The organism is Micromonospora vulcania (assembly GCF_042658605.1).
In the GTDB taxonomy this organism is placed as follows: domain Bacteria; phylum Actinomycetota; class Actinomycetes; order Mycobacteriales; family Micromonosporaceae; genus Micromonospora; species Micromonospora vulcania.
This window is the reverse complement of the sequence record NZ_JBHSQS010000020.1, coordinates 75,167-90,677: the sequence shown is the minus strand read 5'-3', so window position 1 is coordinate 90,677 and position 15,511 is coordinate 75,167. Positions and strand designations below refer to the sequence as shown.

Genomic DNA, 15,511 nt, shown 5'->3' with positions numbered 1-15,511 from the left:
CCGCCGGCCCACCGCCCGCGGGGGTCCCGGCGGGCCGCCGCCCGGGGGGCGCCGGTCGGGCGGACGCGATGCCGCCGTTGCGCCGGCCGGACGCCGTGCCGCCGACCCGCCGACCCGGCCCGGAGCCCACCGAGCCCGGCCGGCCGCTGCCCACCGACAACGGGCCCGCCGGTCGGCGCGCCACCGGCCCGGCGACCGACCCGGCGCGGGCCGCCGCACCCGGCCCGGCCCGGTTCGACGTCCCGCCGGCCGTTGCCGTACCGCCGATCGCCGAAGGCCCACGACCCGACCCCGCCGTCGACCGCGACCCGCGTATCGCCCGACGTCGCCCGGGTCCGGTCGACCCCGGGGCGCCGGAGCCGGTCGGCCGGCGTCCGGGAGACCGTGCCCGCCCGGCCGCCGGTGGACGCCGCCGCGCCGCCGAATCCGACGACCCGGCGGTGCCCCGCTCGGGCAACGCGCCGTCGGTGCCCGACGCGTTCACCGGTCACAGTGGTGCCACGCCGACCGTCGGGCCGTCCGAGGGCACCGGCCGCCGTCGGGCCGTCCCGGACGAGCAGGAACGACCCGCGCCGGCCGGCGGCGAGCCCCGCGCGGATCGTCCGGAGCGGCCGGCCGACTGGCTGCGCCAGGCCGGTCGCCTACCGCACACCGATCCCGGCCTGCCAGTGGTCAACCGTCGAGGCGGCAACTCGCCGGCGGGGCGGCGTCCGGTGCCGCCCGCGAGCGATCTCAACGACGGCTCGTCCGGCCGACTCGCCGTGCCCGACCCGGCCGCGGAGGTCACCGCCAACCGTCGGCCGGCCGGCCCGCCGCCGGACCCGGGCGCACCGCCCCCCACCGGCCGCCGTGCCGCCCGCCCCGGTGCCCCGGATCCCACCGGAGAGCAGCCGAGCGGTGGCACGTACCCGCCGGCCGGCGGGGACCGGCCCGCCGGGCGTCGAGGCGGTCCGGTGCCCAGCGCCGACCCGAGCGCTCGACGCCGCCGGCCCACGGCGGAGCCGGGCCTGGACGGCCCCGCCGGCCCGGGCCGACCCGGAGCGGCGCACGAGCGCGGCGACGACCCGTACGCCGGTCCCGCGGGACGACCCGCGCCTGGTGGCGGCCCCGCTGGTCCGGGTGCACCGGTCCGGGGTGCCGCCCGTTCCGCCCCGCCCGGTCGGGCTCGGCCCGCACCGGGCGACGCGCCGGTCTCGGGCGCCGGCCGTCGCGGCCCCGACGGTCCGGCCCGCGCCGCGGTCCCCCCGGGCGGTGGCCCGGATGGTCCGGCCCGGCCACGTCCGGATGGTCCGGCTCGTGCCGCCGTCCGGCCCGCCGGTGCCGCGCACCCGCCCATCGGCGACGACCGGTCTGGCCCGACCGCGGGGGGTGAGGCCGGTCCCGGAGCACCGGTGGTGGCCCGCGCCGGTGCGCCGGTCGTCCGACCCGCACCGGCGGACCATGGCCCCGGCCGTGCCCTGCCGCCGCACCGGGACGCCGGTCGCCCCGAACCCACCGGCGTCGCCCCCGTACCGCCGCCCGGTCGTCCGGGCGAGCCGGTCGGTGTGGCCCGAGCGGCCGCCGTGGTGCCCACGGCGAGCCGGCCCGCTGGGCGGCCCGGTCGACGATCCCGCCGGCGAGCCGGTGCTGCGCCCGTCCGACCACGACACACCGGACGACGACGGCACCCGATCCGAGTCGCGTCGGCAGTCGCGCGAGCGACGCCGGCTGCGCGCCGCGGTCCTGGCGCTGGTCAGCGTCGTACTGCTCGGTGCGGTGCCGCTCTTCTTCGGCATCCGTACGCTCAGCCGGGACCCGGTCTTCGACAACCTGGATCAGCTGAACGTGCCCGGCTGGGCCGCGGCGAAGACGGTCGACGACGTCAGCGGCAGCCGCTGGTGCCTGCTCGACTGCCGGCTGCGTGAGCGCACGGTCACCTCGGAGAAGCCGCCGGAGGAGACCGCGAAGGCGTACGAGAGCGCGCTGCGCGCGGACGGTTGGCGACCGTGGAAGGTGACCCGCTGCCCGGAGCAGCAGACCAAGGGCACCTACAACTGCTGGCGTCGCGACGAGTTGACCCTCGACCTGTGGGTACGGGAACCGACCTGCGTACCGCCACCGGTCGACGGTGAGCCGGCGATCGTGCCGTCTCCCGACCCGTCGGCCGCTGCGGGGGAGTGCACCGGCTCGTTGGTGTCGTTGAAGGTGCGCAACGCGATCGACGACGAGCGGACCAGGCCACAGCCGACGACCAATCCGTCACTGACCGGAGAGGATCCGTACCCGACAGTCAGCGGCGACCCGTTGATTGAGCCGACACCCTCACCGTCGTGAGCCGCTTTCCATCACGGACGGTAGGGTCTGGGGCTGGCGGGCGCGCCCGCTGCCGTTGACCGAATGCGGGTCGGCGAGCCTGGTACGGGTACCACGGTTGTGCGTTCCGGGGACGTCGGGTCCCCGGAACTCTGCTTGAGGAGGACAGGCGTGGGCGACATTGGAGAGGTCGCGGCGCTGATCGCGGCGTGCGCGTTCGCGGTGCTGGTGCTCATCCTGACGCTGCCCATCCTGCGGCTGCGGCACACGGTGGACGCCACCACCCGAATGATCAACGACCTCAACGATCGGACCGCACCGCTGCTCGGTGACGTGAACACCACCGTGAAGAACGTCAACACCGCCCTGGAGCAGGTGCAGACCTCGCTCGACGGCGTCAACCTCCAGCTGGCGAAGGTCGACACCATGACCAGCCACGCGCAGAGCGTCACCGCCAACATCGCGAACCTGGCCACCGTGGTCTCCGCCGCCGCCGCGAACCCGCTGGTCAAGGTCGCCGCGTTCGGCTACAGCGTGCGCCGGGCCGCCGCCAACCGCCGGCACGCCGAGACCGAGCGCGAGGTACGCGACACCATCAAGCAGCAGCGCCGGGCCGCCCGGCGCGGCAACCGCTGACCGGCCGGCGCACCAGGAGGTAGCGAGACATGAGGCGCTTGTTCTGGCTGGGTATCGGGCTGGCCGTCGGCGTGGTGGTGGTCCGTAAGGCGACCCGGACCGCGCAGGCGTACACCCCGGCCGGCATCGCCAGCACGTTGTCGGAATCCGCTGGCGGGCTGGTCGATTCGCTGCGTAGCTTCGTGGAGGACGTCCGGGTCGGGATGGCCGAGCGCGAGCAGGAGATCCACCAGGCGTTCGCCCAGGGCGAGGCGTTCGACGACCAGTTCGCCGAGCTGCGGGAAGACCCGCGGATCGGCGATCGAGAAATCTTTCCGGAGGAACACCAGCGATGAAGACGGCGGAGATCAAGCGGCGGTACCTCGCGCACTTCGAGGCGAACGGCCATGCCGTGGTGCCGTCCGCTCCGCTGCCCGCCATCAGCGACCCGAACCTGCTGTTCGTGAACGCCGGCATGGTGCAGTTCGTCCCGTACTTCCTGGGCCAGCAGACCCCGCCGTACCAGCGGGCGGTCAGCGTGCAGAAGTGCATCCGCACCCCGGACATCGACGAGGTCGGCAAGACCAGCCGGCACGGCACGTTCTTCCAGATGAACGGCAATTTCTCCTTCGGCGACTACTTCAAGTCCGGTGCGATTCCGCTGGCGTGGGACCTGGTCACCAAGTCGCAGGCCGACGGCGGGTTCGGCCTCGACGCGGAGCGCGTCTGGCCGACCGTCTACCTCGACGACGACGAGGCGTACGAGATCTGGCGTTCGGTGGGTGTGCCGGCCGAGCGGATCGTGCGCCGGGGCAAGGCCGACAACTTCTGGTCGATGGGCATCCCCGGGCCGTGCGGTCCGTGCTCCGAGCTGTTCTACGACCGGGGCCCGGAGTACGGGCGCGAGGGCGGCCCGGCGGTCGACGAGGACCGCTACATGGAGTTCTGGAACCTCGTCTTCATGCAGTTCGAGCGGGGCCCGGGCACCACCAAGGACGACTACCCGATCCTGGGTGAGCTGCCGGCGAAGAACATCGACACCGGCATGGGCCTGGAGCGGATGGCCTCGATCCTGCAGGGCGTCGACAACCTGTACGAGATCGACGAGGTTCGGCCGATCCTGGCCCGGGCGGCCGAGCTGACCGGCAAGCGGTACGGCGCGCACTCCGGGCACGTGGCCAGCGAGTCGCACCCGGACGACGTACGGCTGCGGGTGATCGCCGACCACGTGCGGACCGCGCTGATGCTGATCGGCGACGGGGTGACCCCGAGCAACGAGGGCCGCGGCTACGTGCTGCGCCGGATCATGCGCCGGGCGATCCGGTCGATCCGGCTGCTCGGCTGGCAGGATCGGGCGCTGCCCGAGCTGCTGCCGGTGGCCCGGGACTGCATGGCCCCGTCGTACCCGGAGCTGGCGACCGACTTCGACCGGATCGCGCAGTACGCGTACGCCGAGGAGGAGGCCTTCCTCTCCACGCTGCGTGCCGGCACCACGATCCTGGACACCGCGATCGCGGAGACCCGCACCTCGGGTGGCACGTCGCTGTCCGGGGCGAAGGCGTTCCAACTGCACGACACCTACGGCTTCCCGATCGACCTGACCCTCGAGATCGCCGCCGAGCAGGGCCTCAAGGTCGACGACGAGGGCTTCCGCCGGCTGATGGCCGACCAGCGGACTCGGGCGAAGGCGGACGCGCAGGCCCGCAAGACCGGGCACACCGACCTGTCGGCGTACCGGTCGGTGCTCGACAAGGGTGGCCCGGTGACGTTCACCGGGTACAGCGAGGTGGCCCGGGAGTCGACGGTGCGGGCGCTGCTCGGCGTCGAGGGCCCGCGCTCGGCGGCGACCGAGGGCGACACCATCGAACTGGTGCTCGACACGACCCCGTTCTATGCCGAGGGCGGTGGCCAGCAGCCCGACCAGGGCATGATCACCGTGGGTGGCGGTCAGGTCGAGGTGCTCGACGTGCAGCAGCCGCTGCCGGGCCTGATCGTGCACCGGGCCCGGGTGATCCGGGGCGAGGTGCGCGCCGGTGAGACCGGCTACGCCGAGATCGACACCACCCGGCGTCGGGCGATCTCCCGGTCGCACACCGCGACCCACCTGGTGCACCAGACGATGCGGAACTTCCTCGGCGAGTCGGCGACCCAGGCGGGTTCGTTGAACGCGCCCGGCCGGCTGCGGTTCGACTTCAACACCCCCACCGGGGTGTCGCCGACCGTCCTGCGCGACGTGGAGCAGCAGGTCAACGAGGTGCTCCTGGCCGACCTGGAGGTGCACGCCTTCATCACCTCGCTGGACGAGGCGCGGCGGATCGGTGCGATGGCGCTCTTCGGCGAGAAGTACGGCGAGGAGGTCCGGGTCGTCGAGGTGGGTGACTACGCGCGGGAGCTGTGCGGCGGTACGCACGTGGCCCGCTCGGCCCAGCTCGGCCTGGTGAAGATCCTCTCCGAGTCGTCGATCGGTTCCGGCGTCCGCCGGGTCGAGGCGCTGGTCGGCATGGACGCCTTCGGCTTCCTGGCCCGTGAACACCTGCTGGTCTCCCGGTTGGCCGAGCTGTACCGGGTGCCCAGCGAGCAGGTCGCCGACCGGGTGGAGCAGACCGTCACCCAGCTCCGGGACGCGGAAAAGGAGCTGGAGAAGCTGCGCGCCCAGCTGGTGCTCGGCGGGGCGGCGGCGCTCGCCGCGCAGGCCAAGGACGTGCACGGAGTGGCGTACGTCGGCACCGAGGCGCCGGAGGGCGCGGCCGGCAACGACGTGCGGACGCTGGCCCAGGAGATCCGGGGCAAGATCGACGCGATCGACCCGGCGCGGCCGGCGGTGGTCGCGGTGGCGGCCCGGTCCAACGGGAAGGCCTCCCTGGTGGTCGCGGTCAACGCGGCCGCCCGTGGTCGGGGCCTGGCCGCCTCGGCCCTGGTGAAGGCGGCGTTCTCCGGGCGCGGCGGCGGCAGCCCCGACCTGGCCCAGGGTGGCGGCCTGCCCGCCGCCGAGGCGCCAAAGCTGCTGCTCACCGTCGAGAAGGCGATCACCGAGGCGTGATGGACGACGATCGTGAACCAGGGCGGGCCGGTCGGCCCGCCCTGGTTTGTCCAGTGCCGGGGGGTGACCGCCGGTGACTGAGTTTTCGCGTGGGGTCCGGCTCGGGGTGGATGTCGGTCAGGTTCGGGTCGGGGTGTCCCGTTCGGATCCGCACGGCGTGCTGGCCACTCCGCTGGTCACCCTGGCCCGTGACCTCACGGCGGCGCCGGACGCGGTGCCGAGCGACATCGCCGAGCTGGCCGCGCTCATCGCCGAGCACGAGGCCGTGGAGGTTGTCGTCGGCCTTCCGGTCAATCTCGCCGGGAAGCTCGGCCCCGCTGCCATCCATGTGAAGGCGTACGCTGACCGACTGGTCGATGTGATAGCGCCCGTCCCGGTAACGCTCACCGACGAGAGGATGTCGACGGTGGTGGCTTCTCGTAGGCTTGCTGAGCGTGGCGTCCGGGGCAAACGTCAACGTGCGGTTGTCGACCAGGCGGCCGCGGTGGAGATTCTGCAGAGCTGGCTGGACGCGCAGCGGAGGCGGACGTAATGATCGACGATCTGGACCTGGGGTTCGACGAGCCGGAGCGGGGGGAGAAGGGTCGCCACCGGCACGGCGCCGTCCGTAAACGCAAGGGCGGGTCCGGCGGCCGGGGCAAGACATACCTGGCACTGCTGCTCGCGTTGCTCCTGCTCGGCGGCATCGGCGGCGGGGCCTACTACGGCTTCGACCGGATCCAGAACTACTTCGTCACCCCGGACTACGACGGTGCGGGCACCGGTGACGTCACCGTCGAGATCAAGAATGGCGCTCTGCTGGCCGACATGGCCGACGCGCTGGTCGCCGCCGACGTGGTCAAGAGCCACAAGGCGTTCATCGAGGCCGCCGACGCCAACTCGCGCAGCAAGAACATCCAGCCGGGCACGTACAAGCTGCGCAAGCAGATGAGCGGGGCCAACGCGGTCACCGCGATGCTCGACCTGAAGAACAAGATCGTCAACGGGTTGACCATTCCCGAGGGGCGTACCAGCAAGAACATCTACAAGCTGCTCTCGGAGAAGACCAAGATCCCGGTCAAGGACTTCGAGGCCGCGGCGAAGGACCCGGAGGGGCTCGGCGTCCCGGACTGGTGGTTCACCCGCGGGGACAAGAAGAAGGTGGCCAGGTCCATCGAGGGCTTCCTCTTCCCGGACACCTACGAGATCCCGCCCAAGGCCACCGCCGAGAGCATCCTGAAGCTGATGGTGACCAGGTTCCTCTCGGTGACCGAGGAGATGAACTTCGCCGACCGGGTGCAGCGGGAGCGGGGCGGCGTCAGCCCGTACGAGGCGCTGATCGTGGCATCGCTGGCTCAGGCCGAGGCGGGCAACAAGGACGACCTGGGCAAGGTCGCCCGGGTGGCCTACAACCGGGTGTACGGCGAGTTCAACTGCAACTGCCTGGAGATGGACGTCACGGTCAACTACTACCTGGAGTCGATCGGCAAACCGACCAAGACCTCCGCGCAGATGACGCAGTCGGAGCTGGACGACCCGAAGAACCCGTACAACCGCAAGCTTCGCGGCCTGGTTCCGACCCCGATCGACAATCCCGGCAAGCAGGCCCTGGCAGGCGCGATGGCTCCGCCGCCAGGCAAGTGGCTCTATTTCGTGGCGATCGACAAGCAGGGCCACTCCGCCTTCGCCGACACCTACGAGCAGCACCAGCGCAACGAGGCCAGGGCCAGGGAGGCCGGGATCATCTGATGGCGCTCCGACGGCGGGCGGCGGTGCTCGGTAAGCCGATCGCGCACTCGCTCTCCCCGGTGATCCACAACGCCGGTTACGTTGCCGCCGGGCTGACCGGCTGGTCGTACACCCGGATCGAGTGCGCGGCCGCGGAGCTGCCGGACCTGGTCGCCGGCCTGGGCCCGGAGTGGGCCGGGTTGTCGGTGACCATGCCGGGCAAGGAGGCGGCGCTCGCGGTGGCCGACGCCGCCGCGCCGGTCGCCGCCGCCGTGGGCGCCGCCAACACGTTGGTACGACGTCCGGACGGCTCCTGGTACGCGGACAACACCGACGTCGCCGGCATGGTCGACGTGCTCACCGCTGCCGGGGTGGTGACCGGCGCGACGATGACGGTGCTCGGTGCGGGCGGCACCGCCCGCGCCGCGCTGGCCGCCGCCGCGCGCTTGTCCTGCTCCTCGGTCACCGTGGTGGCCCGCCGGTCGGAGGCGATCGACGAGCTGCGGCCGGTGGCCGACACGTTGGGTGTCGTGCTGACGGCCGGCGACTGGGCGGACGCGCCCCGGCACCTCTCCGCCGACGTGGTCGTCTCCACCGTGCCGAAGGGCGTCGCCGATCCGCTGGCCGGCGCGGTGACCGGGCGACCGGGCGCGGTCTTCTTCGACGCGCTCTACGATCCGTGGCCGACGCCGCTGGCCGCCTCCGCCGTGGCGGCCGGCCTGCGGGTGGTGTCCGGACTGGACCTGCTGCTGGCCCAGGCCGTCGGCCAGTTCGAGCAGTTCACCGGCGTGGCCGCCCCGGTCGAGGCGATGCGTGCGGCCCTGCCCTTCCCTACCTCCGACGACAACGCCTGAGCTGCTATTCCCGTCGTCCCGCGGGGATGACGGGCGCTTGTCTTAGCTGACGGTTAAGACGCGCTTACGGGAAACTGTCCTCCACGCGACCTGCTGGTGCCGTCGATACGCTGCCGAGAGTTACCGCAGCAGACACAGGGAGTTCTCCTTGACCAGGCACGGACTGCACCGCATTACCCGGTTCCGCAATGGCCCCCGACGCAAGGCGATCGCCCTCGGCGTGGTCGGCGGCTCGGTGGTGGCCGGCATCGTGGCGACCATGATGCCGTTGTTGGCGAGCGACGACCTGTCGATCCGGGCGGCGGCGGACACGACGGCCACCGCGGTGATCCAGGACGGCGACAATGCCGCCAAGCCGACCCTCGCGACCTGCGCGACGCGCTGCGACGGCAACCCGCGCGGTGGCCGGGAGGCTGTGATCGAGTTCGCGGTGACCACCGTGCCGGCCGCCGCGGTCAACGTCCGGGCGACCCTGCGGGTGCATGCCTGGCAACAGTTCGCCGCCACCGTGACGGCGCACGCCTCACCGCTGAGCGCCCGCGAGGCGCGTCCGGCCCCGGCGCCGACCAGCGCGGCGCTGGACACGGTGGCCGGGGTGTCCAAGGGCTTCAACGAGTGGGACGTCTCCGCTCTGGTCACCGGCAACGGCACCTGGACGGTGTCGCTGGCACAGACCGGGCTGGAGACCCGGATCTACTGGGCGTCCGCCGAGAACCGGGACCCGGAGCTGCGGCCGGGCCTGGTGATCAGCTACGACATCGGTGCCCGGCCGGCGCCGGTGCCGACCACCCGCTCGGCGCCGCCGCCGTCGCCGAGCGCTCCGCCGACCACCGCCGCGCCGAAGCCGTCGCCCACGATCGCACCCACCCGGACCTCCACCCCGACTGGCCCGGCGCTCCCGCCCGGCAAGTGTGGAGCGGTGTCGGACAAGCTCGTACCCTCCTGCGGTGCCTGGTGGGGCATGTACTCACCTGCCGGTGCGGCCGGCGGCTGGGACTACGGCAAGGCGATCACCAATGTGGAGGCGCAGGTCGGCCGCAAGTTCGACATCGTGCACCGCTACCACGACTTCTCCAACGCCGGCGGGAACGGCGCCTTCCCCGACGCGTACGAGCAGCAGCAGATGCGCGAGGGCCGGCTGCTGTTCTTCGCCTGGGAGACCCGCAACTTCTCCGCCGGCACCACTTTCAAGTGGGCCGACGTCTACAGTGGCCGACACGACGCGACCATCGACGCGGTCGCCGGTCGGATCCGCGCCGCCGGCGTGCCGGTCTTCCTGGGCTTCGACCACGAACCGGAGGACGAGCCGAACAAGGGCAGCGACGCGGACTTCGTCCGGGCCTGGCGGTACGTGTACGAGCGGTTCGCCAAGGCCGGCACGACCAACGCCGTCTGGGTCTGGACGATGATGGGCTGGTCCGGCCACTACTCCCGGTACGCCGGCCTCTACCCCGGCGACCGTTACGTCGACTGGGTGGCGTACGACCCGTACAACTTCCACGTCTGCAACGGCAGCACGGTGTGGAAGAGCCCGAACACCACGGTCGCCGGCTTCTACGACTGGCTGGACGCCAACGGCATCGGGGCCGGCAAGCCGCGGATGCTCGCCGAGTTCGGCACCAACTTCAACTCGGCGGACCCCGGTGCCAAGCAGCGGTGGTTCCAGGACTTCCCGGCAGCGCTCAAGGCCCACCCGAAGATCAAGGCCGCGATCTACTTCAACTCGCCCGGGATGACCAACCGCACGGCGACCTGCGACATGACGATGAACCACGACGCCTCGTCGGTCGCCGGCTTCACGCAGGCCGGAAAGGACACGTACCTGCGGCAGCCCACCGGGGGGAGCCGCTGACGGTCCTGTCGTGTTGGCGACTCGCCGGTGACGGCGAAGTTCAGCCGATGGCACGGCAACCCGCGATTGTCGACTTTACGACCTTCGGTTTGTGAACGAAGAGCGGACAGTGCGGCGGCTATCGCAGAGTGTCCCGGTTCCCTTACCGTGTCACCCATCGATTGCCACGTGGTGGTGCCGGCGTGGTTGATCCTGTCCAGGAAGCTGTCCGCTGGTCTCTGAACTGGGAGTTGCTCGGCGGCCGGGTAGAGGAGGACCGATGACGTCGGCGGACAGTAGGTGGCTGCGTGCCATGGACAAGGCGGGGTCGTCCGTCGGTGCACTGGACGGGGGTGTCCGGCCGTGGCTCTGATCTACGTGCTGGGTGCGTTGTCGGTGCTGGTGCCGATCGTCCTGATCCCCGTGCTGGCCACCCGCTTCGTGCCGGCCGTGCGGCAGAGCCGGGCGGCGGACCGACTGCGCGTCGCGGTGGCCGGGCTCACCGACGCCTTCGGCCGGATCGGGGCCGCACTCGTCGTCCTGCTCACGGGGTGCGCGGCGGTGGTGGCGGTCTGCTGGCCGCTCGGCGAGGCGTTGTCCAGGCTGGAGCGGTCCATCGACCACCCGATCTTTGAACACGTGCACGCCCGCCGTGTCGACGTGTGGGCCGACATCAACTCGTTCTACACCCCGCTGGGCGACCGATACCCGCTCAAGTGGGTCACCGTGGTCGCGGCGATCTTCTTCGCCATTGCCTGGCGACGCCGCCGCTGGTGGATTCCGCTGGTCGTGATGCCGTTGCAGTTCGTCGTCGAGCAGTACACCCAGCAGATCCTGGCGCTGACCGTCGACCGCGGGCACCCGCCCACCGACGTCGGCACCTACCCCTCCGGTGGCTGTGCCCGGATCATGCTCACCTTCGGCACCATCGCGGTGCTGGCGGGACTGACCTGGAACATCCCGCGACGTGGCCGAATCGCCATGTTGACCGCCGTGGCCCTGCTGGTCTCCATGGAGGGCTACAGCCGGATCTACGCCGAGAAGCACTGGTTCACGGACGTCATCGGTGGCTGGATCTTTGGCCCCATGCTGTTGGGGGTGCTGGCACTGACGGTGTTCGTGGCGGTGGGTCGGGTCCGTCCACCCATCCGGTCCGTGACCGAGCCCGCCGGCGACCTCGACGCGACCGAGCCGGAGGCCGCCGGACGCGAGGCGCGTCTGCACCGGCAGAGGGCGGGAAACTGACGCCGGGACGACCGCGCGACGGCGGGCCGCCAGCGGCGAGTCCGACATCCGACAGGGGCTCGGCCGTCGGCGCGTGGGGCTAGGTGGCGACAGCCCAATCGGTGGATATCGCGGATCAGGAACGGCGAGGCACGCTACCGGGGTTCTCGTCCAACTTGGAGGCCAGCGTGCCTAAAGTTTCGCTCTCTCGGCAATCCACCGGATCCCGTATCCGTGCGGCCGCAGTCGGTCTGCTGACCGTCGCCGCGGTGTTGACCGCCCCCTCCGCTACCTCTGCCGCCGTGGTGCCGGCTCCCGAGACGGCGACCCTGGTGTCGACCAACCCCACCGACAACACCCCGCACGGCCGCGACGGCGAGACCCGCGCGTTCGCGCAGGTCGGCTCGCAGGTGTACGTGGGGGGCAGCTTCACCCAGATCCGACAGAACGCCAGCTCGGCGTGGATCACGCAGAGCTACCTGTTCGCCTACGACCGCACCAGCGGAACCATCTCGACCACCTTCCTGCCGGTGCTCGACGGCGCGGTCAACACCCTGCTGGCCGGCCCGAACGGCACGCTCATCGTCGGCGGCGGGTTCAAGACCGTCAACGGTGTCTCCCGGAAGAACCTGGTGGCGCTGGACCCGGCGACCGGGGCGACCATCGACAGCTGGGTCGGCCGCTCCGACGGCGGCATGATCCGGGACATGGTGCTGCGCGGTAACTGGCTCTACGTCGCCGGCGCCTTCAACTGGTTGAACGGCGTCGGGCACAACGGGCTGGGCCGGCTCAACGCCACCACCGGCGCGATCGACTCGACCTTCAACATCAACGCCACCGTCGGGCGGCACGGCACCGGTTCGTACGGCTGGTCGATCGACGTCACCCCGGACGGGCAGACGATGGTCGCCGCCGGCAACTTCACCCTGGTGAACGGCGTGTCCCGGAACCAGATGGCGTTGATCGACCTCTCGGGTACGCCAGCGCTGCTGGACTGGAGCACCGAGAAGTTCGTCCCGCCGTGCGCGGCGCCGGAGACCTTCGTGCACTACGTGCAGGACGTGAAGTTCAGTGCGGACGGCAGCTGGTTCGTGGCCGGCACCAACGGCGGCGCCGGCTGGCCGACCGCGTACTGCGACGCGCTGATCAGGTTCGAGACCGCGAACCGGGGCAGCGGCCAGCTCGGCACCTGGGTCGACTACACCGGCAACGACACCATCACCTCCGTCGAGGTGGCCGACAACATCATCTACCTGGGCGGGCACTTCCGCTGGCTGAACAACCCGAACGCCAGCGACGCGGCCGGCAACGGCGCGATCGACCGGCTCGGTATCGCCGCTGTCACCCCGGCCACCGGCCTACCGGTCAACTGGAACCCCGGCCGCCGCGGCAGCGCCTCCATGCCGGCCGGCACCAGCAACTGGGGCTCACAGGTGCCGGTGCTCTGGCGGGGCAGCGATGGTCTCTACTTCGGGCACAACTCGGACGGCATGGGTAGCGAGTACCACGGGCGACTCGGCATGTTCCCGCTCGCCGGCGGTCGCACCTTCGCGCCGAAGAACCCGCCGACCGCGACCACCGGCAACCTCTACCTCGGCACCGGCGAGGGGCAACTGGCCAAGGTGCCGTTCACCGGCGCGAGTGTCGGCACGCCGACCACGGTCAGCCAGCCCAACTACACCAACGCCGGGGCGACCTGGCGGGTGAGCGATCGCATCTACTGGTCGCACACTCTGGCCGGCACACCCACCGGCAGCCGGCTCGACATCTCCATGTTCAACGGTGGCGCCATCGGCGTCCCCTGGGAGTCGTCGGGCTTCAACGACTGGTTCAACCCCGCGGGCATGACCGGCGCGTTCTACCTCAACGGCCGGTTGTACTACACCCGCAGCGGCGCCAACGCGCTCTATTACCGCTACTTCGAGATCGACGGCAACTATCTGGGCGGCACCGAGTTCACCCTCCCCACGACCGGCGTCAGCTGGTCGTCGGTGCGGGGTATGGCCTGGGTCGCCGATCGGATCGTGTACGGCGGCAGCGACGGCACGCTGCGCGGTGTGTCGTTCGACCCGACGGCCGACCTGGCCGTCGACGGGGCGACCAGCACCGTGATCGCGCCGGCGGGCGACGGACTGACCTGGTCCACGCCGCGGATTTTCTTCTCCGTGCAGTGACGGTTCACCCGTTCGTCACGGAGAATCGATGAACCACGTCGGGTCGGCGGCGGACACGTCGCTGGCCCGATGTGTCACAAGGGAATGTCCGGCGCCTGCCGCGGGCGTCGTTCCGTCCGGGCAGTTCAGAACAGACGGTGAAGTTCATGGCTGATGCACCTCCCGGTTCCTGGTCCGCCGACGCGCTCGGCGGTGGGGGCACGCCGGCGCGGACGGTCACGCTGACGGACCTGCTCCGCGTTCCCCTGCATCGGATCCGGTTGGTGGGGGCGGTCGCCGCGTTCGGCCTGCTCGCCGCCCTGGGGTACGTCCTGCTCATGCCGGGCGCGGTCACCGCGAGCGCGGTGGTGGCGGTCCGCCCGGTCGTCACCGACGCGTTCACCCCGAGCGGCGCCGCCGCCGACCGCGCGGTGAACATGAACGTGGAGAGCGGCATCGCCACCGGAACGGAGGTGGTGCAACGGCTCGCGGCGTCGGGTGGCTACGACCAGGGTGACGTGCGGGACGCCCTTGAGGTGGAGGTGCCGACCGGCGGGCAGATCCTCCGCTTCTCGTACACCGGACGCACCGCCGACGTGGCGGCCCGCAACGTCAACCTGGCCGCACAGAGCTACCTCGACGTACGCCGGACGATGTACGAGAAACAGCGGGCCGAGATGCTGCGGCGGTACGACGAGAGCATCGCCGAGGTGGACAAGCAGCGGGAGGCGTTGCAGCGGCGGATCGCGGGCGCGAAGAACGGCGCGCTGGACGCCGCCATCGCCGAACTCGGCGGCACCAACAACCAGTTGACCCAGTTGAAGTCGTCCCGGACCGAGATCGCGGCGGTCGATGTCAACCCGGGCTGGATCACGCAGAGTGCCGAGAATTCCCTGGTCTCCTCCGACTCGCACACGCTGCTCTACGTGCTGGCCGGGCTGCTCGGCGGGGCACTGGTCGGTGTGGTCCTGGCGTACGCCTGGGAGTCCGCCGACCGCCGGGTCCGGTCGGTCCACGACGGATGGGACGTCACCGGTCTGCCGCTGCTCGGCACCGTGCGCGGCCGGCTGTTCCGGGGCCGACGCAAGGCGGTGGACGCCGACATCCGCTACGTGGCGATGGCGATCGCCGAGCGGGTTCGCGAGCCGGCCCGGGTGGCGTTGCTGACCACCCGCGAGGACCAGACCGTCATCACCGCGGGTCTGGCGGTAGCGCTCGCCGCGACCGGCCGGGACGTCTACGTGGCCGACGACAGCGGTCGGCTCGAACACCTGCGTACGGTGGTGCTGGCGGACCGGGACCGGCTGCCCGCGACCGCCAACCCGGCCCGTCCGCTCGTCCCGGCCCCTCGCGTCGCCGATTCGGTCAGCGGCACCGACGTCACCGAGCAGATCCCCGTCCGCCGCCCGTCCCCGTACCCGGTCGGCAAATTTCCGTCGCTGGACCCGGACGCCACCATCATGCTGCCCCGGGCGAGCCTGAGCGCGACCGCGAGCGGTGTGAGCACGGTCCTGGACAACGCCGAAGAGGTGCCCGTCGGCGCTGGCGGGGTGCGTTTCGGCACGTGGCGGCAGCGCGCCGCGACCGGGGTCGTGCTCTTCAACGCGCCGCCCTCGGAGGCCGACGAGCGCGGCGTCGCGGCGGCCCGCCAGGGCACCGCGGTGGTGGTGGTCGAGCAGGACAGGACCCGCCAGGGCGACCTGCGTCGGCTCGCCGAGCGGCTGCGCGCGGCCGGCGTCACCCCGTTGGGTTTCGTGCTCACCCGCAGCGGACGGGGCTGAGGGTGCCGGTCACC

At 71.7% G+C, this 15,511-nt stretch carries 11 protein-coding genes and 1 pseudogene; 11 read left to right on the top strand and 1 reads right to left on the bottom strand.

Translation table 11 applies throughout. From position 1 onward, the window contains the following. A pseudogene (locus ACFQGL_RS25855) lies at positions 1 to 491 on the bottom strand (hypothetical protein); the annotation flags it as partial. Positions 492 to 1,626: 1,135 nt separating this feature from the next. Here ACFQGL_RS25855 and ACFQGL_RS25850 point away from each other — a divergent pair. The 11 genes from ACFQGL_RS25850 (at position 1,627) to ACFQGL_RS25800 (ending at position 15,497) form a co-directional block, all read left to right on the top strand. After that, positions 1,627 to 2,313 carry a hypothetical protein gene (locus tag ACFQGL_RS25850; protein ID WP_377515050.1) on the top strand — a complete coding sequence of 229 codons (687 nt, stop codon included), beginning with the start codon at positions 1,627 to 1,629 and terminating at the stop codon, positions 2,311 to 2,313. Between the two features lie 150 nt (positions 2,314 to 2,463). Next, positions 2,464 to 2,928, top strand: a complete 465-nt coding sequence (locus tag ACFQGL_RS25845; RefSeq protein ID WP_377515043.1) for a DUF948 domain-containing protein — start codon at positions 2,464 to 2,466, stop codon at positions 2,926 to 2,928. Positions 2,929 to 2,957: 29 nt separating this feature from the next. Next, on the top strand, positions 2,958 to 3,263 hold the full coding sequence (locus ACFQGL_RS25840) for a hypothetical protein (RefSeq protein ID WP_377515042.1): 306 nt from the start codon (positions 2,958 to 2,960) through the stop codon (positions 3,261 to 3,263). Continuing rightward, on the top strand, positions 3,260 to 5,947 hold the full coding sequence (gene alaS, locus ACFQGL_RS25835) for an alanine--tRNA ligase (RefSeq protein ID WP_377515041.1): 2,688 nt from the start codon (positions 3,260 to 3,262) through the stop codon (positions 5,945 to 5,947). The genes ACFQGL_RS25840 and alaS overlap by 4 nt, the downstream gene beginning before the upstream one ends. 73 nt (positions 5,948 to 6,020) lie before the next feature. Then, a complete protein-coding gene (ruvX, locus tag ACFQGL_RS25830) occupies positions 6,021 to 6,479 on the top strand; it encodes a Holliday junction resolvase RuvX (protein WP_377515040.1) in 459 nt (152 codons plus the stop codon). After that, positions 6,479 to 7,675: an endolytic transglycosylase MltG gene (mltG, locus tag ACFQGL_RS25825; protein WP_377515039.1), complete on the top strand. Its 1,197-nt coding sequence runs from the start codon at positions 6,479 to 6,481 to the stop codon at positions 7,673 to 7,675. Before ruvX ends, mltG begins: the two co-directional genes overlap by 1 nt. Beyond that, positions 7,675 to 8,508 carry a shikimate dehydrogenase gene (locus ACFQGL_RS25820; RefSeq protein WP_377515038.1) on the top strand — a complete coding sequence of 278 codons (834 nt, stop codon included), beginning with the start codon at positions 7,675 to 7,677 and terminating at the stop codon, positions 8,506 to 8,508. The genes mltG and ACFQGL_RS25820 overlap by 1 nt, the downstream gene beginning before the upstream one ends. 148 nt (positions 8,509 to 8,656) lie before the next feature. Next, positions 8,657 to 10,360, top strand: a complete 1,704-nt coding sequence (locus tag ACFQGL_RS25815) for a glycosyl hydrolase (RefSeq protein WP_377515036.1) — start codon at positions 8,657 to 8,659, stop codon at positions 10,358 to 10,360. A gap of 342 nt (positions 10,361 to 10,702) precedes the next feature. Then, on the top strand, positions 10,703 to 11,584 hold the full coding sequence (locus ACFQGL_RS25810; RefSeq protein WP_377515035.1) for a phosphatase PAP2 family protein: 882 nt from the start codon (positions 10,703 to 10,705) through the stop codon (positions 11,582 to 11,584). Positions 11,585 to 11,793: 209 nt separating this feature from the next. Continuing rightward, complete coding sequence (locus tag ACFQGL_RS25805; protein ID WP_377515049.1) at positions 11,794 to 13,737, top strand: hypothetical protein; 1,944 nt, start codon at positions 11,794 to 11,796, stop codon at positions 13,735 to 13,737. Between the two features lie 146 nt (positions 13,738 to 13,883). Beyond that, entirely contained in the window at positions 13,884 to 15,497 is a 1,614-nt protein-coding gene (locus tag ACFQGL_RS25800) for a lipopolysaccharide biosynthesis protein (protein WP_377515034.1), read from the top strand. The last annotated feature ends 14 nt before the right edge of the window (positions 15,498 to 15,511 follow it).